Annotated in this window: 23 protein-coding genes and 1 pseudogene; 16 read left to right on the forward strand and 8 right to left on the reverse strand. The window is 42.4% G+C overall.

Annotated features, from left to right (window positions below; translation table 11 throughout):
- The first annotated feature begins 48 nt into the window (after nucleotides 1-48).
- The 15 genes from GFC06_RS12965 to ugd all read left to right on the forward strand — a co-directional run bounded on the left by GFC06_RS12965 (nucleotide 49) and on the right by ugd (nucleotide 16,179).
- Nucleotides 49-1,044, forward strand: coding sequence for an SDR family oxidoreductase (locus GFC06_RS12965; protein WP_049281939.1), 996 nt, complete (start codon nucleotides 49-51; stop codon nucleotides 1,042-1,044).
- Nucleotides 1,045-1,281: 237 nt separating this feature from the next.
- The gene (galF, locus tag GFC06_RS12970) at nucleotides 1,282-2,175 is read left to right on the forward strand and encodes a UTP--glucose-1-phosphate uridylyltransferase GalF (RefSeq protein WP_153690227.1); all 894 of its coding nucleotides are present in this window, start codon (nucleotides 1,282-1,284) and stop codon (nucleotides 2,173-2,175) included.
- A gap of 378 nt (nucleotides 2,176-2,553) precedes the next feature.
- Entirely contained in the window at nucleotides 2,554-3,573 is a 1,020-nt protein-coding gene (locus GFC06_RS12975) for a glycosyltransferase (RefSeq protein ID WP_153690228.1), read from the forward strand.
- Nucleotides 3,574-3,599: 26 nt separating this feature from the next.
- The gene (rfbB, locus tag GFC06_RS12980; RefSeq protein ID WP_153690229.1) at nucleotides 3,600-4,673 is read left to right on the forward strand and encodes a dTDP-glucose 4,6-dehydratase; all 1,074 of its coding nucleotides are present in this window, start codon (nucleotides 3,600-3,602) and stop codon (nucleotides 4,671-4,673) included.
- Between the two features lies 1 nt (nucleotide 4,674).
- Nucleotides 4,675-5,538 carry a glucose-1-phosphate thymidylyltransferase RfbA gene (gene rfbA / locus GFC06_RS12985; RefSeq protein ID WP_153690230.1) on the forward strand — a complete coding sequence of 288 codons (864 nt, stop codon included), beginning with the start codon at nucleotides 4,675-4,677 and terminating at the stop codon, nucleotides 5,536-5,538.
- Between the two features lie 52 nt (nucleotides 5,539-5,590).
- Nucleotides 5,591-5,983, forward strand: coding sequence for a sugar 3,4-ketoisomerase (locus tag GFC06_RS12990; RefSeq protein ID WP_153690231.1), 393 nt, complete (start codon nucleotides 5,591-5,593; stop codon nucleotides 5,981-5,983).
- A gap of 51 nt (nucleotides 5,984-6,034) precedes the next feature.
- The gene (locus tag GFC06_RS12995) at nucleotides 6,035-7,141 is read left to right on the forward strand and encodes a DegT/DnrJ/EryC1/StrS family aminotransferase (protein WP_153690232.1); all 1,107 of its coding nucleotides are present in this window, start codon (nucleotides 6,035-6,037) and stop codon (nucleotides 7,139-7,141) included.
- Nucleotides 7,138-8,412, forward strand: coding sequence for an O-antigen translocase (locus GFC06_RS13000; protein WP_153690233.1), 1,275 nt, complete (start codon nucleotides 7,138-7,140; stop codon nucleotides 8,410-8,412). The genes GFC06_RS12995 and GFC06_RS13000 overlap by 4 nt, the downstream gene beginning before the upstream one ends.
- Before the next feature lie 23 nt (nucleotides 8,413-8,435).
- Nucleotides 8,436-9,350: a glycosyltransferase family 2 protein gene (locus GFC06_RS13005; protein WP_153690234.1), complete on the forward strand. Its 915-nt coding sequence runs from the start codon at nucleotides 8,436-8,438 to the stop codon at nucleotides 9,348-9,350.
- A complete protein-coding gene (locus GFC06_RS13010; protein WP_228522560.1) occupies nucleotides 9,350-10,639 on the forward strand; it encodes an O-antigen polymerase in 1,290 nt (429 codons plus the stop codon). Before GFC06_RS13005 ends, GFC06_RS13010 begins: the two co-directional genes overlap by 1 nt.
- Before the next feature lie 4 nt (nucleotides 10,640-10,643).
- Nucleotides 10,644-11,747: a glycosyltransferase gene (locus tag GFC06_RS13015; RefSeq protein ID WP_153690236.1), complete on the forward strand. Its 1,104-nt coding sequence runs from the start codon at nucleotides 10,644-10,646 to the stop codon at nucleotides 11,745-11,747.
- A 73-nt stretch (nucleotides 11,748-11,820) separates the two neighbouring features.
- Nucleotides 11,821-12,273, forward strand: coding sequence for a GNAT family N-acetyltransferase (locus GFC06_RS13020; protein WP_153690237.1), 453 nt, complete (start codon nucleotides 11,821-11,823; stop codon nucleotides 12,271-12,273).
- A 1-nt stretch (nucleotide 12,274) separates the two neighbouring features.
- Nucleotides 12,275-13,213 carry a GNAT family N-acetyltransferase gene (locus GFC06_RS13025; RefSeq protein ID WP_153690238.1) on the forward strand — a complete coding sequence of 313 codons (939 nt, stop codon included), beginning with the start codon at nucleotides 12,275-12,277 and terminating at the stop codon, nucleotides 13,211-13,213.
- 157 nt (nucleotides 13,214-13,370) lie between these two features.
- Nucleotides 13,371-14,777, forward strand: a complete 1,407-nt coding sequence (gndA, locus tag GFC06_RS13030) for an NADP-dependent phosphogluconate dehydrogenase (protein ID WP_153690239.1) — start codon at nucleotides 13,371-13,373, stop codon at nucleotides 14,775-14,777.
- A gap of 235 nt (nucleotides 14,778-15,012) precedes the next feature.
- Nucleotides 15,013-16,179 (forward strand): UDP-glucose 6-dehydrogenase, encoded by a 1,167-nt coding sequence (ugd, locus tag GFC06_RS13035; protein WP_153690240.1) that lies wholly within the window; start codon nucleotides 15,013-15,015, stop codon nucleotides 16,177-16,179.
- 58 nt (nucleotides 16,180-16,237) lie between these two features.
- On the opposite strand, the pseudogene GFC06_RS13040 reads toward ugd, so the two are convergent.
- Nucleotides 16,238-16,987: pseudogene (locus GFC06_RS13040) on the reverse strand (NAD-dependent epimerase/dehydratase family protein); the annotation flags it as partial.
- A gap of 229 nt (nucleotides 16,988-17,216) precedes the next feature.
- Between GFC06_RS13040 and wzzB the strand changes: the two are divergent.
- A complete protein-coding gene (gene wzzB, locus GFC06_RS13045; RefSeq protein WP_153690241.1) occupies nucleotides 17,217-18,200 on the forward strand; it encodes an LPS O-antigen chain length determinant protein WzzB in 984 nt (327 codons plus the stop codon).
- A gap of 64 nt (nucleotides 18,201-18,264) precedes the next feature.
- Here wzzB and hisIE read toward each other — a convergent pair whose 3' ends face one another.
- Genes hisIE through hisD form a run of 7 tightly spaced genes read right to left on the reverse strand, consistent with a single transcriptional unit; the run spans nucleotide 18,265 to nucleotide 24,399 of the window.
- Nucleotides 18,265-18,876, reverse strand: a complete 612-nt coding sequence (hisIE, locus tag GFC06_RS13050; protein ID WP_103766463.1) for a bifunctional phosphoribosyl-AMP cyclohydrolase/phosphoribosyl-ATP diphosphatase HisIE — start codon at nucleotides 18,874-18,876, stop codon at nucleotides 18,265-18,267.
- Nucleotides 18,870-19,646 carry an imidazole glycerol phosphate synthase subunit HisF gene (hisF, locus tag GFC06_RS13055; protein WP_131346297.1) on the reverse strand — a complete coding sequence of 259 codons (777 nt, stop codon included), beginning with the start codon at nucleotides 19,644-19,646 and terminating at the stop codon, nucleotides 18,870-18,872. Before hisF ends, hisIE begins: the two co-directional genes overlap by 7 nt.
- Nucleotides 19,628-20,365 (reverse strand): 1-(5-phosphoribosyl)-5-[(5-phosphoribosylamino)methylideneamino]imidazole-4-carboxamide isomerase, encoded by a 738-nt coding sequence (gene hisA, locus GFC06_RS13060; RefSeq protein ID WP_153690242.1) that lies wholly within the window; start codon nucleotides 20,363-20,365, stop codon nucleotides 19,628-19,630. Before hisA ends, hisF begins: the two co-directional genes overlap by 19 nt.
- Nucleotides 20,365-20,955, reverse strand: a complete 591-nt coding sequence (hisH, locus tag GFC06_RS13065; RefSeq protein WP_003030129.1) for an imidazole glycerol phosphate synthase subunit HisH — start codon at nucleotides 20,953-20,955, stop codon at nucleotides 20,365-20,367. The genes hisA and hisH overlap by 1 nt, the downstream gene beginning before the upstream one ends.
- Entirely contained in the window at nucleotides 20,955-22,022 is a 1,068-nt protein-coding gene (gene hisB, locus GFC06_RS13070) for a bifunctional histidinol-phosphatase/imidazoleglycerol-phosphate dehydratase HisB (RefSeq protein WP_153690243.1), read from the reverse strand. Before hisB ends, hisH begins: the two co-directional genes overlap by 1 nt.
- Complete coding sequence (hisC, locus tag GFC06_RS13075) at nucleotides 22,019-23,098, reverse strand: histidinol-phosphate transaminase (RefSeq protein WP_049281927.1); 1,080 nt, start codon at nucleotides 23,096-23,098, stop codon at nucleotides 22,019-22,021. Before hisC ends, hisB begins: the two co-directional genes overlap by 4 nt.
- Nucleotides 23,095-24,399 (reverse strand): histidinol dehydrogenase, encoded by a 1,305-nt coding sequence (hisD, locus tag GFC06_RS13080; RefSeq protein WP_049281926.1) that lies wholly within the window; start codon nucleotides 24,397-24,399, stop codon nucleotides 23,095-23,097. The genes hisC and hisD overlap by 4 nt, the downstream gene beginning before the upstream one ends.
- Between the last annotated feature and the right edge of the window lie 4 nt (nucleotides 24,400-24,403).

Here is a 24,403-nt window from a genome sequence, read left to right on the forward strand (position 1 = left end):
CTCATCTTTATCATATGTTTCTTGTGTTACGAACAGACAAAGTGATTTATGAACGATAAAGTTTTGCTCATCGGTGCATCCGGATTCGTGGGTACCAGACTCCTGGAAACGGCGATTACAGATTTTGAAATCAAGAATCTTGATAAACAACAGAGCCATTTCTACCCACAAATTACGCAGATTGGCGATGTTCGCGACCAACAAGCCCTGGATCAGGCGCTCTCAGGCTATGATACCGTCGTTTTGTTAGCGGCTGAACACCGTGATGATGTCAGTCCTACTTCACTCTACTATGATGTGAATGTTCAGGGGACTCGCAATGTATTGGCCGCTATGGAGAAAAATGATGTAAAGAACATCATTTTCACCAGTTCTGTTGCGGTTTATGGCCTGAACAAAACCAACCCTGATGAAAATCATCCTCACGATCCCTTCAACCATTACGGTAAAAGTAAGTGGCAGGCAGAAGAAGTTCTACGTGAATGGCATGCCAAAGCTCCAGATGAACGTTCGCTGACCATTATCCGCCCGACGGTTATCTTTGGCGAACGCAACCGCGGCAACGTTTATAATCTGCTGAAGCAGATCGCTGGCGGTAAGTTTATGATGGTTGGAGCTGGTACGAATTATAAATCAATGGCTTATGTAGGCAATATTGTTGAGTTTATCAAGTATAAACTGAAGAATGTGACAGCTGGTTATGAGGTTTATAATTACGTTGATAAACCTGATCTCAATATGAATCAACTGGTTACAGAAGTTGAACAGAGCTTAAGTAAAAAAATCCCCTCAGCACACTTACCTTACGCTTTAGGCATGTTAGGTGGCTATTGCTTTGATATTTTGGGAAAAGTGACAGGCAAAAAATATGCTGTCAGTTCTGTGCGCGTGAAGAAGTTCTGTGCCACCACACAGTTTGATGCAACAAAAGTCCATTCCTCTGGTTTTGTCGCTCCTTACACATTGTCCCAGGGACTGGATCGCACTTTAAAATATGAGTTTCTGCATGATAAGAAAGATGACATTACGTTTGTCTCTGAGTGATTGGTGTTTGTAGATTGTCTGGGGCATAGTTAACTACGATTTTTCGGAAATGTTATAAAATTGACGAGATGAGTTTGTTTCCGAGGAATCCGAGTTCACCTCGGTGCTGGTGAAGTGTAGAGTTTGCATTCGGTTTACCTTAACCGGGTTATTTCGTGTTGAGGATGGAGCCAGCAATACTGGCTAACGTACGGCTAAAGTCTATACTTTATCAGCCGTTTGGAGGTAGGAGAGAGAATGACTAATTTGAAAGCAGTTATCCCGGTAGCAGGGCTAGGGATGCATATGTTGCCTGCCACGAAGGCAATCCCTAAAGAGATGCTGCCGATCGTAGACAAGCCGATGATTCAATACATTGTCGACGAAATTGTAGCTGCAGGTATCAAAGAAATCGTTCTGGTGACTCACGCGTCTAAGAACGCGGTTGAGAACCACTTCGACACCTCTTACGAACTGGAATCGTTGCTTGAGCAGCGTGTTAAGCGCCAGTTATTAGCTGAGGTGCAGTCTATCTGTCCTCCGGGCGTGACAATTATGAATGTTCGTCAGGCTCAGCTGCTGGGTCTGGGTCATTCCATTCTTTGTGCTCGCCCAATTGTTGGGGACAACCCGTTTGTTGTGGTATTACCAGACGTCGTTTTGGATACTGCAAGTGCAGATCCGCTGCGTTACAACCTCGCTGCCATGGTGGCTCGTTTCAATGAAACCGGGCGCAGCCAGGTACTGGCCAAGCGTATGGAAGGCGATCTTTCTGAGTACTCTGTTATTCAGACCAAAGAGCCTTTGGACAACGAAGGTAAAGTCAGCCGCATCGTTGAATTTATTGAAAAACCTGACCAACCGCAGACTCTTGATTCCGATCTGATGGCCGTAGGCCGCTATGTGCTGTCTGCTGATATTTGGGCAGAATTAGAGCATACCCAACCAGGTGCCTGGGGACGTATTCAGTTGACGGATGCTATTGCGGAATTGGCTAAAAAACAGTCTGTTGATGCGATGCTGATGACGGGCGACAGCTACGACTGCGGGAAGAAGATGGGGTATATGCAGGCGTTTGTTAAGTACGGCCTGCGTAACTTGAAAGAAGGGCCGAGGTTTCGCAAGAGCATCGAGAAGTTACTGAGCGAATAAGTTGTAACTTCGACCAAAGGGTTATTCATAAATTAAACACGGCAGTGAACCCTTGAAATGTAGCAGTGGCTATAATTTGAGATGTCATTGCCGTTTTGTTTTTTGGTTTTCATATAAAAAACAAACTGTTATGCTAGTAAAAATAGTAATGATAGCTTGGTGTTTACTCTTGTTTCTGCCATCGTTTGGTAAGACAATTAGCAGTCAGATTTGAAGCGGCCAATTGGCCTTAACACAGATATGGGACTAATGTAGTGCACTGGTAGCTTTTGAGCCAGGGGCGGTAGCATTCTCTTAGATGAGAAAATGAGATAACTTGAGACGTTGCCAATTCACGCAGCCGTTGTAACTCTTCAAAACCCTAAAATTGAATAACTTATGAAAAATGTTGCATTTATTGTGACCAAAGCTGAGATCGGCGGGGCTCAGACTTGGACAAACGAAATGATGAAATTAGTGAGGAGCGATTGTTCTGTTCACTTAATAACGTCGGAAGAAGGATGGCTAACTGAACAGGGAAATTTTGATAAAGTCCTGATACTTCCTCAGTTAAAAAAACATTTTAGCCTTACAGGGTATTTTAGTCTTCTAAAATATATTAAAAATAAAAAAATAAAAGTTATGATAGCCAGTTCTGCAAATGCTGGAATTTATTCCAGAATGGCTAAGTTATTTTCCGGGTTTAGGTGTATTTATGTTTCGCATGGATGGTCATGCATATATAATGGTGGTGTGTTAAAATTTTTATTTATTAAAATTGAAAAATATCTTTCTCACTTTACTGATGTAATTTGGTGTGTATCAAAAAGCGATGAGGAAAAAGCTCGGGGTATCATTGGGATTAGGCAAAATAAAATAGTAACATTGACTAATTCAATCCCAAAAATGAAATGCAAAGATAATCACTTTAATAATAAAAGAATTGTATTTGTTGGCAGGTTAACCCATCCTAAAAGACCAGAACTTCTGGCAGAGGTTGTAAGAAAACATCCAGATATTAAATTGGATGTTGTTGGTGGTGGCGATTATTTAGAAGCATTAAAAGATAATTTTAAGGGATGTGCTAACATTAACTTTCTTGGTGAAATAAATAGCTTTGATAGTTATGCAAATTATGATCTTTTTGCTCTAATATCTGACAGCGAAGGATTACCAATGTCTGGTTTAGAAGCCCACACTGCAGGTATTCCTATTTTGATTAGCGATGTTGGCGGATGTAAAGAATTAATCGATAAAAATGGAATAGTTGTATCTAATGTTATGGATGAAATTGAAAAAGGATTGTTAGATATTTTTGATAAATATGAAAGTTACCTGGCTGCAGCCCAGCTAGAAAAGAATAAATTTGATTTCAATAGCTATTCTAATTCTTATAAGAAACTAATATTAGAGTCATAACTCATCAACAGAAAGAAATTTAAATAATGAAAATATTAGTAACTGGTGGTGCGGGATTTATCGGGTCTGCTGTAGTTCGCCATATTATTAAAAACACTCAGGATATTGTTATCAACGTAGATAAATTGACTTACGCTGGTAATCTTGAGTCTCTTCACGAAGTCAGTGATTGCGAACGCTATTATTTTGAGCATGCGGATATCTGCGACCAAACGACAATGGATCGCATTTTTGCGACGCATAAACCTGATGCAGTGATGCATCTTGCGGCAGAAAGCCATGTAGACCGCTCAATTACTGGACCTGCTGCTTTTATCGAGACGAACATTGTAGGCACTTATGTCCTACTGGAAGCAGCGCGTATTTATTGGTCCAAATTAGACGAGAGCGCCAAAAAGGTATTTCGCTTCCATCATATCTCGACTGATGAGGTCTATGGTGATTTGCCACATCCTGATGAAGTAGAAAATAGCGAAGGGCTGCCGTTGTTTACCGAGAAAACGGCATATGAACCTAGCAGTCCTTATTCCGCCTCGAAAGCGTCCAGCGATCATTTAGTTCGTGCGTGGTTACGCACTTACGGTCTTCCTATTATTGTCACGAACTGCTCCAATAACTACGGCCCGTATCACTTCCCGGAAAAGTTGATTCCGCTGGTGATCCTTAATGCACTGGAAGGTAAACCTTTACCTATTTATGGTAAGGGGGATCAGATTCGCGACTGGTTATATGTTGAAGATCATGCTCGCGCACTCTATACGGTTGTCACTCAGGGTAAAACAGGTGAGACCTACAATATAGGTGGATATAACGAAAAGAAAAACCTCGATGTAGTGCACACTATTTGTGACCTACTTGACGAGATCGTACCTAAAGAAGTCTCTTACCGTGAGCTAATTACTTATGTGACTGACCGTCCTGGACACGATCGCCGCTATGCGATTGATGCGGACAAAATTAGCTGTGAACTGGGTTGGAAACCGTTAGAAACTTTTGAGACTGGTATTCGTCAAACTATTAATTGGTATTTAAATAATACTGAATGGTGCCGCCGAGTGCAGGATGGTAGCTACCAACGTGAACGCTTAGGATTAGAATGACATGAAAGGTATTATTTTAGCCGGTGGTTCAGGAACCCGATTATACCCAATTACGATGGGAATATCTAAACAGCTGCTTCCTGTATATGATAAGCCAATGATCTACTATCCCTTATCAGTTTTAATGCTAGCAGGGATACAAGATATTTTAATTATTACCACGCCAGAAGACCAACAAGGATTTATCCGGCTTTTGGGAGATGGAGGTCAGTTTGGTATCAACCTTACCTATGCTATACAGCCAAGTCCAGATGGTTTGGCACAGGCATTTTTCATTGGTGAACAATTTATTGGGCAGGATTCAGTTTGCCTTGTGTTGGGTGATAATATATTTTTTGGACAGGGGTTTACTCCAAAACTTCGAGCGGCAGCCGAAAGAAAATCAGGAGCTACAGTTTTTGGATATCAGGTTATGGACCCTGAACGATTTGGAGTGGTGGAATTCGATGATAAATTTAAAGCATTAAGTATAGAAGAGAAACCAATTTATCCGAAATCAAATTGGGCTGTAACTGGTCTTTATTTTTATGATAATAGTGTAATTAATATTGCTAAATCAATAAAGCCCTCAGCAAGAGGTGAGCTTGAGATCACAACAGTTAATGAAGTATATCTCAAAAACCAATCTTTGACTGTAGAGCTCTTAGGTCGCGGTTTTGCATGGCTTGATACCGGTACACACGATAGCTTAATTGAAGCAGGCAGCTTCGTTGAAACAGTGCAAAAAAGACAAGGAATGATGGTTGCGTGTCCTGAAGAGATCGCATGGAGAAATGGCTGGCTCTCTGATTCAGAATTATTGAGAAGAGGTAAACTATTGGGGAAAAATGCCTATGGAAATTATTTACTGAAACTTAATAATTAAAAATGAATGTAATTTTTTATTGGGGAATGAAATTGGTGGTTCAGTAGATAAAATGAAATTAATTGAGTTTAAAATAAATGGCGATAAACGAGGCAGTTTGATTTCATTAGAAGGTAACAAAAACATCCCTTTTGAAATTAAACGAATATATTATATATATGGTGCTAATGATAGTTTGCCTAGAGGGTTTCATGCCCATAAAAAGCTGAAACAAGTTATTATTGCACTCAGCGGGGCAGTGACCCTAATTCTCGAAAATAGTCATGGAAAGAAAGTTATTGTTTTAGATTCACCTAATAAAGGAATATTAATTGATACGATTTGCTGGCGAGAAATGCATAGTTTTACAAAAGATTGTGTGTTATTAGTCTTGGCAAGTGATATTTATGATAAGGATGATTATATTAACGATTATCTTGAGTTTAAAAAAATAATCCAAATTTGATGATGGTGTTGTCGTTCGTTTTTTTTCGTCTCTATAAAAGTGTAGGCTAAAATGAATATTCAATTTTTGAACCTGAAAAGAATTAATGAAAGATATTTAACCGATTTATTTAATGCTTGTAAATCTGTTTTGGATTCTGGCTGGTATATTAATGGAAAAGAATTAAATGCTTTTGAGAATTCATATGCTAAATATTGTGGTGTCAAGCATTGTATCGGCGTTGCAAATGGATTGGATGCGTTAGTTTTAGTTCTCAAAGCATGGAAAGAGTTAGGGAAGTTGAATGCTGGTGACGAGGTTATTGTACCAGCTAATACCTTTATTGCATCTGTACTAGCTATTACGGAAGCCGGGTTAACTCCAATATTGGTTGAGCCTGATCCAATAACAAATAACCTTGATCCAAAAAACCTGAAAAAATCGATTACTCACAAAACTAAGGTTATATTACCCGTTCATTTGTATGGACGTGTGGCCGAAATGTCGTTAATTAATGATTTTGCGAAAGAACACCATCTTTTAGTTTTAGAAGATTGTGCACAAGGTCATGGTGTTAGTTACAACGGTATTAAAGCTGGTGCTTTAGGTGATGCTGCTGCATTTAGCTTTTATCCGGGGAAAAATTTAGGGGCACTGGGTGATGCAGGTGCTATTACTACAAATGATAGTGAATTAGCTGCTTGTATTTCAGCTATTAGAAATTATGGTTCATCACAAAAATACAAACATGATTTTAAGGGTGTCAATAGTCGATTGGATGAAATGCAAGCAGCTATGCTGAATGTTAAGCTCAAATATCTTGATGAAGATATTGCTTTAAGACAAATGATTGCCGAACGTTACAATAGAGAAATAAAAAACAAATTTATTCAATTACCTGAGAATAAAAATAGAACTGAAAATGTATGGCATTTATATGTTATAAAATCAGAATTTAGAAATGAGTTACAGCAATATTTATCTGACAAAAATATAGAGACTTTGATTCATTACCCTACACCTATACATAAACAAAACGCATATAAAGAATTAAATAGCTTGTCATTGCCAATCTCAGAAGCAATTCATAAGAGTATCTTGTCTTTGCCCATGGATCCGACGATGAGTAAAGACGAGATTGATTATGTCATAAAGTCTGTTAATGGCTTTAAAAAATGAGACGACTGTTAGCTGTAACATTTTTTACTGGCGTGTTGACGTTGTTTAAAATGATTGCTGGTTTTATCATTGCAAAAATAGTGGCTGTATATACTGGCCCTACAGGCATGGTTCTATTGGGGCAAATACAAAGCATAGTCACTGGCCTTAATGGAATTGTTAATGCTCCAGTTGGTAGTGGAGTGGTCAGATATACAGCTGAAAATTTAGATAATGGAATTGATGATTGTATTCCGTGGTGGCGAGCTAGTATAAGATGGGGAGTCATACTTATATCTATTTTGATCCCAATGGTACTAATTATTTCTCCTTATCTCGCGAAAAATATATTAGGTAATTCAGAATATACATGGATCATCATTGTTACAGCATTAGCACTTCCGTTCGGTGCATTAGGTACATTTATTATATCGATCCTTAATGGATTCCAAAAATATAAGATTTATGTGCTTTTAGGTTTGCTATCAACTTTTATATCAACATTAGTTATGGTTGCTCTAATTTTTTTAAAAGGGATCAGTGGAGCATTAGTTGCTGTTGCAATTCAATACGCTATAGTCGGAATGGTTATGGCGGGTTTTATAAATCAGCAAAAATGGTTTTTCTGGAAAAATGTATGGGGAAAAGCTCATCGGTATTATATGCGTGGTATTGGTGGGTACATCTTAATGGCCATCACAAGTGCGGTGATTGCACCAATATCTTTAATCCTTATTAGGAATATTATCATTCATTATTCAGGGTGGAGCGAAGCTGGTTATTGGCAGGCTGTTTGGAAGATATCGGAAACCTATCTCCTGGTAATCACATTAGCCCTTGGGACGTATTTTCTTCCCAGACTTACTACATTAAAAAATAATGTTGAAATATTTAATGAAGTAAATAAAACGGCTTTGCTGATATTCCCAATTGTATGTTGTTGTTCATTGATGATTTTTTTGTTGAGAGATACAATAATTTCATTATTATTTACTAAAGATTTTCAAGTCGCCCGTATGTTTTTTCCTGTACAATTAATAGGAGATATATTAAAAATAATAAGTTGGGTTTACGCATATGTTATGATCTCAAAAGGAATGACAAAAACATTTATCTTTTCAGAAATTTTATTCGGCGCACTATTTGTATTGTTAGCATTTGTTTTTGTTAAACAATATGGCACCATCGGTGCATCATTTGCTTATGTACTTAATTACTTTTTTTATTTTTTATTTTCTTTTCTATTGATTTACTTCAACAGAAATAAAAATGACACTCCCATTTTTTATTAGACTCTATATAGATTGTGAATATTATGATAATTAGTGTAGTTGTAGTAAGTTACAATTCACAAACTACTATTCATGAAACGTTGAATAGTATACTTAATCAATCATATGATCTTTCTAAGATTGAAATTATATTTGCTGATGATTTTTCAACGGATCGTACGAGAGATATAATCTATAAATGGATAGAAATACATAGTGATGCATTCCATTCAGTTATTTTGAGTTTTCTAACCGAAAATCGTGGCGTTGCAATTAATTGCAATAAGGCTTGGAGGTTATGTACTGGGGCATGGATAAAGTCAATTGCAGCAGACGATGTATTGCATATGGATTGCATTAAAAATAATATTGATTATGCAATAAGTAATGACTGCTCCGTCCTTTTTTCTAAAATGCAGATTATGAAAAACGGTATTTTAACTAACAGTGTATTACCAAATAAATACGATATTGAGGTATTATGCTCCAATTTTGACAATCAACTGAAATCTCTGTACGAGAGTAATATATCGGGTGCACCAACTACATTTATTAATAGACAGGCATTAATACAGATAGGCTTCGTTGATGAACGATATGCTATGCTTGAAGATTACCCTTTGTGGATAAAATTTTTACAAAACGGAGTTAAATTGGACTTTGTGGATAATGTTACAGTTTATTATAGAGTGGATGATTCAATAAGCAGGAGTAAAAAAAATATAGTGAATTTAAAGTATTTTAATGATCTCATGAAATTTGAAGAGGAAGTTGTATTTCCAAAATTGAAGAAGAGAAAACTTGTTCGTATCAGGAAGCAACTCTGGTATCGGCTAATGTTTTTCATTATTAAATTGGCTAAAAATAGAAGAAATAAGTTGGTAGATTTAATATATCCAGTGATTCTATTAATTAAACCAGCTATAATTAAAACAATTATTAAAAAAGTTGAATTGTGATGATATTTCTTTCATTTCTTTTATGCTGTTTAGGTATGGTATTTATATTCAAATTTGCCCCCCCATCCATAAATGAAATAAATAACATAACTTTTAATATTTATCTCTACTATTTTATATTATCAATAGTTGGAGCTTTTATAATAACTTGGTCTGATGATTTTTTCGATATACCAAGCTATTATATTAATAGCGAAATAAAAGAATATGCTTTATTAGTTATATCTACAAATTTCACAATCTATTGCTTATGTTTGTTATTTTTCTTAACATTATTTAATAATGCAAACGGCTTGATATATAAACATTTCAAGGAGAAAAAATTCACTTTTTCAAAAAATGAGAAAAAAATAACGATTTTTTTTGATTGTCTATTGGTACTGTGCATTTGCGGTTTGGTATATTTCCTATTCATAAATAAAAGTGTTCCGTTAGCTTTATTGATTCACGGAAAAGACTTTAGCGAGGTATATGAAGCACGAATTGAGGCTTTTAATTCAAGTGCTTACATTTTTTTTGTTAAAAAATTCCTCTATGAAACATCAATAATAGTTGCCTTGTATTTCTTTGTGCATGAGAGTAAATTAAAAAAATATATAGCATGCTTTATATGTTTGCTTTTCTGTTTTATTCAAACTGAAAAGGCTCCCATAATATATCTAATATTAGCGCTTTTCTTTGTTTCCATGCTTAAAAATAATAAAAAGATCGGTTTATTTAAATTGGCTTTCCTGCTTACATTTGTTATGATTTTGTTGGTTGCGTTGTATTCTATTTTATATCAACAGTCAAATGCTATTGACTCTCTTATAAATGTAGTTAATAGAATTTTTATACAGCAGATATCAGGAGTCTTTCTTAGCATCCAGTATTTTGGCGAGTATAAGCCTTTTGACTTAGGGTACAACATATTCCCAAGAATTTACTCTGGAATATTTGGCATTGATCAATCAAAAATCATCGCAGAGCAACTAGCGGAATATTATTTGACAGACTTATATAATGCTGGAGTTGTTAAAAATATTAATGGACTTTATGTAATGGATGCTTGGGCTGCTGGGGGGTGGATTGGAACGATTTTAGTAACGATTTTACTTGCTGGTTATGGTGCATTTACATACATATTTTTCTTACGAAAAAGAAAAGAACCGACTGTCCTTGCTTTTTATGGGTATTTTTCTGTTTATAATTTCTCTTTCATAACTAGCGCTGGTGTTTCTATTTTTTCCCCTTTTGCAATATTGTTTTTATTTATTTTTGTTATTTTATATAAAATAAGTTCTCGGTGATTACATGAAAATTTGTTTAGTTACTACTGGTTTGGGTGTTGGAGGTGCTGAAAAGCAAGTTTGCGATTTAGCTGATGTATATGAACAAAAAGAAAATGAAGTAATTATAATTAGTCTGACAGGTTCCTCTCAAATTAAACCTATAAGCAATAACATTAGAATTTATTCTTTTAATATGCAGAAGAACTTTTTTTCTTTATTTACAACATATGTGAAAGTAAGATCGATAATTAAACGGTTTTCTCCTGATGTTGTACATTCGCATATGCTTCATGCTAATATTTTTTGCAGATTAATGCGGTTGAGTACTAACATTAAAGTATTGATATCAACGGCGCATAATACATACGAGGGTAATGTCCTCTGGATGACTTTGTATAGAGTTACTGATTTTTTGGCAACTATTAGTACAAATGTAAGCAAGGCCAGTGTAGAAGCTTTTTTAAAATCAAAAGCTTCATATGATAAAAAAATGATAGTACAGTATAATGGGATTAATTGTGATAATTTTTCCCCCTCGCTTATAGATAGAGTTGATTATAGAGAAAAGCTAAATATCCATAATGAGGATGTATTGCTACTATCAGTCGGCCGTCTTACTGAAGCAAAGAATCATTCCATGCTATTGAATTGCTTTTCGGCTGTTAAAAATGAATTTCCTAACACTAAATTAGCAATAATTGGTGCAGGGGAATTAAGCGAGAACTTACAGTTACAAATAAAATCTTTAAATATTCAAGATTCTGTATTTATGCTGGGAACTTCTTTTGATATTAAACAATGGATGTCAGCAGCGGATGTCTTCGTGTTGACATCAAAATGGGAAGGAATGCCTTTAGTTATATGTGAAGCAATGAGTTGCGAAAAATTAGTTGTATCTACTGATTGTGGCGGAGTTAGGGAAATAATTGATGATTGTGGCTATATATCACCTATAGATGATAATGCTAGATATATAGAGAACCTTAAAAGTGTTTTATCATTGAATGATACTGAACGTTTAGCTCTTGGTAAAAAATCACGAAAAAAAATATTGGATAATTTTTCATTGGATAAAATTTCTGAAGACTGGTTATCACTATACAAATCTCTATCAGAATCGAATTAGATTATTATTTATATTCGTCATGATTTTTATTATCTTATCGATAAATCTTGTCATTTATTTAGAGACTCTATATATGACTGAAATTAAATTCGTTGATTTTGATGAAATTTATCTGAATAAATCATGGGAATGGTTGCAAGATGAAGAGATCAGAATTCTGACAAACACCCCTCCTTTCACCAAAAGTCAGCAGCAAATTTTCTACGAATCATTACCCCGAAAGGATTATTTAATCTGGGGGGTCGAGGTCGATAAGTTACCGATAGGTGTGCTTGGATTAAAAAATATTAAGCACGGAAAAGGGGAGTACTTTGGCTATATAGGGAATAAAGACTATTGGGGCAAAGGTTTATTTAAAGAAATGAAGTTATACATTTTAGAAAAAGCCAAAGAGAATGAAATAGATTATATTTACTTGAAAGTAATTAAAGGGAATAAACGAGCAATTCGAGCTTATCATCGAGAAGGTTTTATTCTTGAAAAAGAAAATGAAGATTCGATTGAAATGGTTTTAAGGATACTATGATATGAATATAAAAAAATACTCTTTTGATGATAAAATATTGTGGGATGAATTTGTTAAACTTGCCAAGAATGGCCATTTCTTTTTCCTCCGTGATTATATGGATTATCATGCTGATAGATTTACAGATCATTCTTTATTAATATATGATGATAAGAATACATTGATTGCATTATTGCCAGCAAATATAGAAGGTAAGACTTTATTTTCTCATCAAGGGCTAACTTTTGGCGGTTTGCTGGTAAAGCCATCAATAAAGCAAGTTGATGTTATTAATGTTTTTAAATACTTAAAAAACTATATTAAAGACATTGGGGTAGATAAGGTTATTTATAAAAGAATACCATACATCTATCATACTATGCCTGCTGACGAGGATTTATATGCGCTGTTTAGAATAAATGCAAAGTTATTAAGGAGAGATGTCAGTTCTGCAATAGATCTAAAAAATCAAATTAAGTACTCTAAGGGAAGAAAATGGATTGTAAAAAAAACGCAGGAAAATGGCTTGGTTTATGAAGAAATATCTGATGTTAAATGTTTTTGGACCATTTTAGAGATGGTTTTATTTGAGAGGCATGGCGTTAGGCCCGTTCATAGTTATGACGAAATAGAAAAATTAAAGAATAATTTTCCAGCATCGATTAAATTCTATAGTTCAATTTATAATAATGTGATATTAGCTGGTGCAGTTATATTCGAAGTTCAAAATACTGTACATACTCAGTATCTTTTTAACACTGAACTTGGTCGCAGCATGGGCGCACTCGATGGCTTAATAGATCATTTAGTAAAAAATAGATACGTGGATATGCGATATTTTGATTTTGGAATATCAAATGAAGAACAAGGCTTAGTCTTAAATGAAGGATTAATCTCTCAAAAAGAGGGGTTTGGTGCAAGAGCAATAACCCATGACTTCTATGAAATACTTAGTGATTGATGTGGTTATTTAAGCACAACATTTTATCTGTATATATCTGCTTAGATTATAAAACCATATATTTCTCGTATTGTTTTAGGGAAGAATGCGTTAATATTTAGAAATCATTCAAGCCGTGCATACGTCGCGCGGTGACCACACCTGACAGGAGTATGTAATGTCCAAGCAACAGATCGGCGTCGTCGGTATGGCAGTGATGGGGCGCAACCTGGCGCTCAACATCGAAAGCCGTGGTTATACCGTCTCCATCTTCAACCGCTCCCGCGAGAAAACTGAAGAAGTTGTTGCCGAGAACTCGGGTAAGAAACTGGTTCCGTACTACACGGTACAGGAGTTCGTCGAGTCTCTTGAAACCCCACGTCGTATCCTGTTAATGGTGAAAGCGGGTGCTGGCACCGATGCTGCCATCGATTCCCTGAAGCCGTATCTGGATAAAGGCGACATCATCATTGATGGCGGTAACACCTTCTTCCAGGACACTATCCGTCGTAACCGTGAACTGTCCGCCGAAGGCTTTAACTTCATCGGTACTGGTGTTTCCGGCGGTGAAGAGGGTGCCTTGAAAGGTCCTTCTATCATGCCTGGCGGCCAGAAAGAAGCGTATGAGTTGGTTGCACCGATCCTTACTAAGATTGCTGCAGTAGCTGAAGATGGTGAACCGTGCGTAACCTATATTGGTGCTGACGGCGCAGGTCACTACGTGAAGATGGTGCACAACGGTATTGAATATGGCGATATGCAGCTGATTGCTGAAGCCTATTCCCTGTTGAAAGGCGGTCTGAACCTGTCTAACGAAGAGCTGGCTACTACTTTTACCGAGTGGAATGAAGGTGAGTTGAGCAGCTACCTGATTGACATCACCAAAGACATCTTCACCAAAAAAGATGAAGAGGGTAAATACCTGGTTGATGTGATTCTGGATGAAGCCGCGAACAAAGGCACCGGTAAATGGACCAGCCAGAGCTCTCTGGATCTGGGGGAACCGCTGTCTCTGATCACTGAGTCCGTGTTTGCGCGTTACATCTCTTCTCTGAAAGACCAGCGTGTTGCGGCATCTAAAGTACTTTCTGGTCCGCAGGCTAAGCTGGCGGGCGATAAAGCTGAGTTCGTTGAGAAAGTGCGCCGTGCGCTGTACCTGGGCAAAATCGTCTCCTATGCACAAGGTTTCTCTCAACTGCGTGCCGCGTCTGACGAATACAACTGGGATCTGAACTACGGTGAAATCGCGAAGATCTTCCGTGCTGGCTGTATCATTCGTGCACAGTTCCTGCAGAAAATCACCGACGCCTATGCTGAAAACAAAGGTATCGCAAACCTGCTATTGGCGCCGTACTTCAAAAATATCGCTGATGAATATCAGCAAGCGCTGCGTGATGTAGTGGCTTACGCTGTGCAGAACGGTATTCCGGTTCCGACTTTCTCTGCAGCGGTAGCGTACTATGACAGCTACCGTTCTGCGGTACTGCCGGCTAACCTGATCCAGGCCCAGCGTGACTACTTTGGCGCACATACGTATAAACGCACTGATAAAGAAGGTGTATTCCACACCGAATGGATGGAGTAAGTCTTCTGACGTGAACTGGCCCGGTTTTTTGACCGGGCTTTTTTTTATCTCAAATTTTATTGATTTAAGTTGATTGCTTAATCTTTACTTAATATTTCTAGCGTACTCTGATAAAGAAAATCTGAATTGTTTTAACTTTCGTTGACCTAATATTCAAAAAAACGTTAAAACATTACCCTCTTATCAAGATGTACGACATCATGATTAAATATTAAGATAATACTGAGAGCATGAAATGAAAATTACCATTTCTGGTACTGGGTATGTTGGTCTGTCAAATAGTCTTCTTATCGCCCAACATCATGAGGTCATTGCTCTGGACATTGTTCCTTCACGTGTCGAGATGCTAAATAATCGGATATCTCCGATAGTTGATCAAGAAATTGAACAGTTTCTGCAATTAAAAGATATAAAATTCGAAGCTACACTAGACAAACACTACGCTTATCAGAGCGCAGAATTTGTCATTATTGCAACCCCAACAGATTACGATCCTAAAACTAATTACTTTGATACTAGCAGCGTCGAGTCAGTCATACTGGATGTTATTGAAATAAATCCAGATGCCTTAATGATAATAAAATCGACAGTTCCTGTCGGTTTTACTCAATCAATGCGTCAAAAATATAGCTCAGACAATATCATCTTTTCCCCCGAATTCCTGCGTGAGGGTAAAGCGCTATACGACAACCTGCATCCGTCTCGTATCGTTATTGGTGAACGTTCCGAACGCGCCGAGCATTTTGCCGCGTTGCTGCAGGAAGGCGCGGTGAAAAAGGACATCCCAACGTTATTTACCGACTCGACTGAAGCGGAAGCAATCAAACTTTTTGCTAATACTTATCTGGCGTTACGCGTGGCCTATTTTAATGAACTGGATAGCTATGCAGAAAGCCTTGGTCTGAACTCACGCCAGATTATCGAAGGGGTGTGTCTGGATCCGCGTATCGGTAATCATTACAACAACCCGTCATTTGGTTATGGTGGCTATTGCCTGCCGAAAGATACTAAGCAGTTGCTGGCAAACTATGCTTCTGTGCCGAATAATATCATTGGCGCGATTGTCGATGCCAACCGCACGCGCAAAGACTTTATTGCAGACTCTATTCTTGCGCGTAAACCTAAAGTGGTTGGCGTGTATCGTTTGATCATGAAAAGTGGCTCCGATAATTTCCGAGCATCCTCTATTCAGGGAATCATGAAGCGCATAAAAGCCAAGGGGGTTACCGTAATTATTTATGAGCCCGTCATCGAGGAAAATGAATTTTTCCACTCTCGGGTGGTTCGTGATCTTAATGCGTTCAAAAATGAAGCAGATATTATTATTTCTAACCGCATGGTGTCAGAATTAGCTGATGTCGCCGATAAAGTATATACCCGCGATTTGTTTGGTAGTGATTAATCTCATCTCCATAAAAAAGGCCTTATAAAAGGCCTTTTTGTTTTAATCAGGTCAGTGATTAAACTTTGTAGCAATCACGGTGCCAGTCAACAAAGTTCTTAACCACAACTTTAACTGTTGTTTCAGACGCAAAAACAATAATATCACTACTGTGCTTTAGTCTCTGCGCTGGTTTCCAGTACATCGCCAGGTTGTAGCGGTAGCATATTTTTCGTAGCTTCAATGCCCAGTGCATCTTCAAGGGCTTGGATGTAGTCCATTAACTCAACCGGTGAGCTATTACCGATATTGTAAACCCGATATGGTGCAATGCTGGCCGCTGGTGTTCCTGTTTCAACGGTCCACTGCTCGTCTGCTTGCGAAATGACATCCTGCAGGCGAATGACTGCTTCGGCGATATCATCAATATAGGTGAAATCACGCTTCATTTTGTTGTAGTTAAAAACGTCAATACTTTTCCCTTCCAGCATCGCTTTGGTGAACTTGAACAGCGCCATATCCGGGCGACCCCAAGGGCCGTACACGGTAAAGAAACTTAGGCCGGTGGTGGGCAATCCATACAAATGGGAATAAGTATGGGCCATCAGTTCGTTGGCTTTTTTAGGTTACCGCATACAGAGATACGGGGTGATCGACGGAATCAGCCGTAGATAAAGGCATTTTGCGATTCAGGCCATATATCGGACAGGAGGATGCATAGAGTGAATACTGAATTTTGTTATGGCGACAACCTCCCAGTATGTTTAGAAATCCTGTGAGATTTGAGTCTGCATATGCATCGGGGGGCGAGTGAATAACGTACGGAAGCGTTAGGCATGCCCGTTGACTACTATTTAACCTTTCGTTCGATATTTTGCTCAGAGTAGGAACCCAGAGTATTGACACTTTTAGTAAACCACTTCTTTTTTTCAGTAGTGATTAAAATGCCAATTAAAATCACTTAAATAATCTGTTTTTTTTATCAATAATCCTATGGCATTAAACATATTTATGACTAAACTAATGCCAGTTTTAGTCTTTCCTCATTTAGGATATCTATGTCTGTGAGTGATAACAACGTATCCGGGCGCAGTAACGATCCGGAGCAGATTGATCTGATTGATTTATTGATGCAGCTGTGGCGTGGGAAATTGACGATTATTGTTGCTATCGTTATTGCTATTGCCTGTGCTGTCGGTTATTTAGCGGTTGCTAAAGAGAAATGGACCTCTACAGCGATTATCACTCAACCGGATGTTGGACAGATTGCCACGTATAACAACGCACTCAATGTGTTGTATGGTGCCAGCGCGCCTAAGGTGACTGAACTTCAGACAAACGTTATTGGTCGTTTCAGTACCTCTTTCTCTGCATTGGCGGAAACGCTGGATAATCAGGAAAAACCGGAAAAACTGTCGATTGAGCAGTCTGTAAAAGGCCAACAACTGCCGTTAGCGGTTTCTTATGTTGGTGCTTCCCCAGAAGATGCTCAGCGTCAACTTGCTGAATATATTCAACAAACAGATGAAAAGGTTGCCAAAGAACTGGAGCTTGATCTTGCTGATAATGTCAAGTTGCAAACAGCTACGCTGCAAGATTCTCTGAAAACTCAGGAAGCGGTTGCTCAGGAGCAAAAAGATTTGCGAATTAAGCAAATACAGGAAGCTTTGCGTTATGCAGAACAGGCTGGTGTAATTAAGCCACAAATTCAGCAAACTCAGGATGTCACGCAGGACAGTATGCTACTGCTGGGCAGTGATGCACTGAAATCAATGATTGAACACGAAGCGACTCGTCCCTTGATCTTCTCTGGTAATTACTACCAGACCAAGCAAAACCTACTGGACATTGAGGCGTTAAATCTTGAAAAGGCAAAACTGCACTCCTACCGCTATGTGTTGAAACCAACGTTACCGATTCGTCGTGACAGTCCGAAAAAAGCAATCACCCTGGTGCTGGCGATTCTGCTCGGCGGGATGATTGGTGCCGGGATCGTGCTGGGGCAAAATGCGCTGCGCGGTTACAAAGCCAAAGCACAGTAATCCTAAAGCAGTTTTATTCTGACAACAAAAAACCGGGCGAGCCCGGTTTTTTTACGTCTACAGATTACTGATGTCTTTTGCGTAAATTCTCAATCACCGTCGTCAGGTCGAGGTCCTGATCCTGCAGCAGAACCAGCAGGTGATACATCAGATCAGAGGCTTCATTGGTCAGTTCGAGACGATCGTTCACGGTTGCGGCCAGCGCGGTCTCTACGCCTTCTTCGCCTACCTTCTGGGCAATACGTTTAGTGCCGCTGGCATACAGTTTCGCGGTGTAGGAGCTTGCCGGGTCAGCGGTTTTACGTTCGGCCAGTAGTTGCTCCAGTTGATACAGGAACAGCCACTGGTGGCTGGCATCGCCAAAGCAGCTTGAGGTGCCTTTATGGCAGGTCGGGCCAATCGGGTTAACCAGCACCAGCAGGGTGTCGTTGTCGCAGTCAGGCGCGATGCTCACCACGTTCAGGAAGTGACCGGAGGTTTCTCCTTTGGTCCACAGACGCTGCTTGGTCCGCGAGAAAAAGGTCACTTTGCCGCTTTCAAGCGTTTTATCCAGTGCTTCCGGGTTCATATAACCCAGCATTAGTACCTCACCGGAAACCGCATGCTGCACGATGACTGGCATCAGTCCGTCGGTTTTTTCCCAGTCCAGCTCGCGGCATTGTTGCTTCGTTAACATATCCTGATCTCCACGCCCTGTGTTGCCAGGAACGCTTTTAATTCGCCAATATTAATAATTTGCTTGTGAAAGACGGAAGCGGCAAGCGCGCCGTCAACGTCGGCGTCCCGGAATGCTTCAAGGAAGTGTTCCATGGTGCCCGCGCCGCCGGAGGCAATCAGCGGTACATGGCAAACGTCGCGCACTTTTTTCAGTTGCTCCAGGTCATAACCGTTACGCACGCCGTCCTGGTTCATCATGTTCAGGACGATTTCGCCTGCGCCGCGTTTTTGTACTTCCTGCACCCAGTCCAGCGTTTCCCACTGCGTGACGCGGGTACGGCTTTCATCCCCGGTATATTGATTAACATGATATTTGCCGGTTTCGGCGTCATACCAGGTATCAATGCCTACCACGATACACTGCACGCCAAAGCGGTCAGCCAGACGAGTGATAAGCTCCGGTTCGGCCAGCGCCGGGGAGTTGATAGAGATTTTATCCGCCCCGAAGGAGAGGATGCGCGCCGCATCGTCGATGGATTTAATGCCACCGGCAACGCAGAACGGAATATCGATCACTTCTGCCACGCGAGATACCCAGCTTTTATCCACTACGCGGCCATCGCTGGAGGCGGTGATATCGTAGAACACCAGTTCATCTGCGCCTTCATCGGCATAGCGTTTTGCCAGCGGGACAATGTCGCCAATAATCTCGTGATTGCGAAACTGGACGCCTTTTACCACCTGCCCATCACGAACGTCCAGACAAGGAATTATGCGTTTTGCCAGCATTGAATGGCCTCCTCAACGGTGAACTTACCTTCCAGCAGGGCGCGTCCGACGATCACGCCGCGTACGCCGGTTCCACGCAGGGCTGCTACGTCCTCGATCCCGCCAATGCCGCCAGATGACTGGAATGCTACCTGCGGATATTTGGCGCACACTTCTTCATAAAGCGCGACGTTTGAGCCAGCCAGCGTGCCGTCGCGGGAGATATCGGTGCACAGCACGTGCTTCAGGCCGACGGGTAAATAGGTCTCAACCAGTTCTTCCAGAGAAACCCCAGAATCTTCCTGCCAGCCGCTAACCGCTACCTGTTTATTACCGCGCTCGTCAATACGCACGTCCAGCGCCAGTACCAGCGCGTCGGCGCCAAAACGGGCAAACCAGCTCTTGACTACCTCAGGGGATTTTACTGCCGTCGAACCTACCACCACGCGCGCCACGCCTGCGTCAAGCAGCGCCGCAACGTCCGCTTCAGTCCGCACGCCACCGCCAACCTGTACCGGAACATTGACTCCAGCGACCAGCGTTTTAATCAGCGGGATCTGCCGCTGCGCCGGGTCTTTCGCGCCGGTTAAATCAACCAGGTGCAGTACTTCGGCACCCTGAGCTGTGTAATCCTGTAAACGGGGGAGAGGATCATTGCCATAATCACGTTGCGTTGCGTAATCGCCCTGATGAAGACGCACCACCGTGCCGTCGATTAAATCTAATGCCGGAATAATCATTACATCTCCAGAAAGTTTTTCAGCAACTGCGCCCCAGCCGCGCCTGAGCGTTCAGGGTGAAACTGCACGCCAAAGAAATTGTCCTTTTGTACTGCCGCGGTAAATGGTTCGCCGTAATGGCACTGGGCGATGGTCCACGGGTTCACCGGCATAGCATAGCTGTGTACAAAGTAGAAATACGCGCCATCTTCAATGCCCTGGAACAGACGATTTCCCGCCTGCGGATAGACGCGATTCCAGCCCATATGCGGCAGCGGCAGACCGAAATCGGTCATCTTCGGAACGTCCTGCTCAATAATGCCCAGCAGAGAGACACCGTTACTCTCTTCGCTGCGGCGGCCAAGCAGTTGCATGCCTAAGCAGATCCCCAGTACCGGTTGCGTACAAGCTTTAATCAGTTCAATCAGTTCACGCTCGTGCAACTGGTCCATAGCCGCCTGGGCGGTACCGACGCCCGGCAGAAACAGTTTATCGGCACGCAGCACCACGTCCGGGTCACGGCTGACAACCGGGTCGTATCCATGGCGTGCGACGGCGGATTTCACCGAGTGCAGGTTGGCGCAGCCGGTATCAAGGATCACCACGTTCATTACAGCACTCCTTTTGAGGAGGGCAGCGTATCGCCTTCTACGCGAATAGCCTGACGCAGCGTACGACCAAAGGCTTTAAACAGGCTTTCCACTCGGTGGTGGTCATTTTTCCCTTTGGTTTTCAGGTGCAAGGTGACACCCATGGTGTAAGAGAGTGAACGGAAGAAGTGTTCAATCATCTCTGTGCTCAGATCGCCAACGCGCTGGTAGGTAAACTCCGCGCGGTATTCCAGGTGCGGACGCCCCGAGATATCCAGCGCGCAACGTGCCAGGCACTCGTCCATCGGCAGCACAAAACCAAAACGGTTGATACCGCGTTTATCGCCTAATGCCAGCTTTAAGGCTTCACCCAGCGCCAGACCGGTATCTTCAACGGTGTGGTGATCGTCAATATACAGATCGCCTTTGACGGCTATTTCCATGCGAAAACCGCCGTGGGTGGCGATTTGATCCAGCATGTGGTCAAAGAAGCCAACGCCGGTATTGATTTTGCTACGGCCTTCGCGGTCCAGCCAGACTTTGACGTCAATCTGCGTCTCTTTGGTATTGCGCTCAACGTGCGCGTAGCGGTCTCGCTTGGTCAACTGCTCGCCGATCATCGCCCAGTTCAGGGTGTCGCGGTGGTAGCGTAATCCGCTAATGCCCATGTTTTCTGCGAGCTGAATATCGGTCGCCCGGTCGCCAATGACGTAGCTGTTTGCCGCATCCATGGCCTGTTCAACCAGATACTGCTCAACCAGTTTCATTTTTGGCTTACGGCAATCACACGCGTCCGCTGGCAGGTGCGGGCAGATCAGCACCTCATCGAATGCTACACCCTGAGAGGTGAAAATTTGCATCATCAGGTTATGCGGACCGTCAAAATCGGCCTGTGGGAAGCTCTGCGTACCGAGTCCATCCTGGTTAGTAATCATCACCAGCTTAAAGCCGGCTTTTTGCAGCTTCAGCAAAACGGGAACGACGTCCGGCTCGAAGGCGAGTTTGTCAAAGCGATCGACCTGAAAGTCACTTGGCGGTTCGGAAATCAGGGTTCCATCACGGTCAATAAAAAGATACTTCTGGCTCATACTTGCTCCGCACGTAAGGCGTCAATGACGCGCTGGCTCTCTTCGCGGGTTCCGACAGTAATTCGCAGGCAGCCGCTTAATGAAGGTTGTTTATTCTGATCTCGTAAGATAATGCCCTGATCCCACAAAGATTTAAATACGCTGCTTGATGCGGTGAAGCGCGCCAGAACATAGTTGGTTTCAGAGTCGAAAACCTGCTCTACACAGCGAATGGTTTTCAGGTTCTCCACCAGATACTGACGCTCTTGCAGGATCTGCTCTACGCGTTGGCGCATGGCGGAAATCCCTTGTGGCGTCAGCGCCTGGGCGGCAATATCCGCTACCGGGGTAGAAAGCGGGTAGGGGGCAATCACCTTTAACAGCAGATTGATAACCTCTTCATTCGCCAGCGTAAATCCGCAGCGTAAACCGGCGAGAGCAAACGCTTTAGACAGCGTGCGTAATACTGCCAGATGCGGATACTCAGACAGCCAGCCTGCCAGCGTAGCCTGCGGACAAAACTCAATATAGGCCTCATCAGCGACCACGATGGCTTTACCCTGCGTCATTTCGAGCAGTGAACGTAGGTCCTGCGGATTTATCAGCTGGCCGGTTGGGTTATTGGGGCTGCATACGTAGACCACTTTCACGCCATCAAGCTTGTCCGCGATGCCTTGTAAATCCAGCTGCCAGTTATCCAGGGTCGGGACGGTGCGGCATTCAACGCCAATCGTTTCGGCGCTGACGCTGTACATGCCGTAAGTCGGCGGACAGTAGAGAATTGCATCTTTACCGGGTTCGCAAAAAGCGCGCACCAGCAGTTCGATCCCTTCATCTGCACCGCGGCTGACCAGCACCTGCTCTGGTTTGACGCCAGCATACTGCGCGTAATTCTCAATTACGGTTTTCGGCTGACACTCTGGATAGCGGTTCAGCGTCTGCTGGCGTAGCTGGAACTCAACGGCGGTTGGGTACTCATTCGCGTTGAGCCAGACGTCCCCGTTACCGCCAAGACGACGGGCAGACTGATAGGGCGTTAACTCGCGAACATTCTTACGGGCTAAATCAGTGACGCTGAGAAAGTTGTCAGTGCTCATGCTTGCTCCTTCAGGGCGTTAACGCGCAGGGTGACGGCATTTTTGTGGGCAGTCAGTCGTTCAGCCGCGGCCAGTGTTTCAATGGTGGAGGCCAGGGTAGAGAAACCTTGGGGAGTTAATTCCTGTACCGTCATCCGTTTCTGGAAATCAGCCAGCCCAAGGCTTGAGCAGGTTGCGGTATAGCCGTAGGTCGGAAGAACGTGGTTGGTGCCGGAAGCATAGTCACCAGCCGACTCAGGGGACCAGTCACCCAGGAATACCGAACCAGCGCTGGTGATATCGTCAACCAGTTCACGCGCGTTACGGGTCTGAATAATCAGGTGCTCCGGGCCGTAGGCGTTAGAGATGGCCACGCATTGCTCAAGATCTCTGGCGACGATCAGTCGGCTGGCGGCGAGCGCCTGGCGTGCGGTGTCGGCGCGGGAAAGCTCGGCGAGCTGGCGTTCAACGGCTTTGGCCACGCCTTCGGCAAGCGTAGCGTCTGGCGTCAGCAGGATAACCTGCGAGTCGGGGCCGTGTTCGGCCTGAGAAAGCAGGTCGGAAGCAACAAAGTCAGGCGTCGCGCCGCTGTCGGCAATAACCAGCACTTCAGACGGGCCCGCAGGCATGTCGATAGCCGCGCCGTCAAGACGTTGGCTGACCTGACGTTTGGCTTCGGTCACATACGCATTGCCTGGCCCGAAGATTTTATCGACCTTAGGAATAGATTCGGTACCCAGCGCCAGCGCGGCAATGGCCTGCGCGCCGCCCACGTTGAACACCTCTTTTACGCCACACAGTTGCGCGGCGTAGAGGATTTCATCGGCAATCGGCGGCGGTGAGCAGAGCACCACTTTTTTGCAGCCAGCGATACGCGCCGGGGTCGCCAGCATTAATACGGTCGAGAAGAGCGGTGCCGATCCTCCAGGAATATACAGCCCCACGGAGGCGATAGGGCGAGTAACCTGCTGGCAGCGCACGCCAGGCTGAGTTTCAATATCCACCGGCGGCAGGATTTGCGCGGTGTGGAACGTATCAATATTACGTACCGCCGCCCGCATGGCTTGTTTCAGCTCGTCGCTCAGGCGGCTACTGGCTTGCTGAATTTCTTCTTCGGTGACGCGCAGCGCGCCGACCTCGGTTTTGTCAAACTTCGCACTGTATTCACGCAGCGCCCGGTCGCCGTTATTTTTGACGTTCTCAAGAATCTCAGCCACCGTGCGGCTGATGCTTTCAGAGGCGGATATCGCCGGGCGCATCAGCAGTTCGCGCTGCTGCTCGGGGCTACGGCTATTCCAGTCGATCAGGGTATTGAAGCTCATGGCT

Source organism: Citrobacter braakii, assembly GCF_009648935.1.
Taxonomy (GTDB): Bacteria; Pseudomonadota; Gammaproteobacteria; order Enterobacterales; family Enterobacteriaceae; genus Citrobacter; species Citrobacter braakii.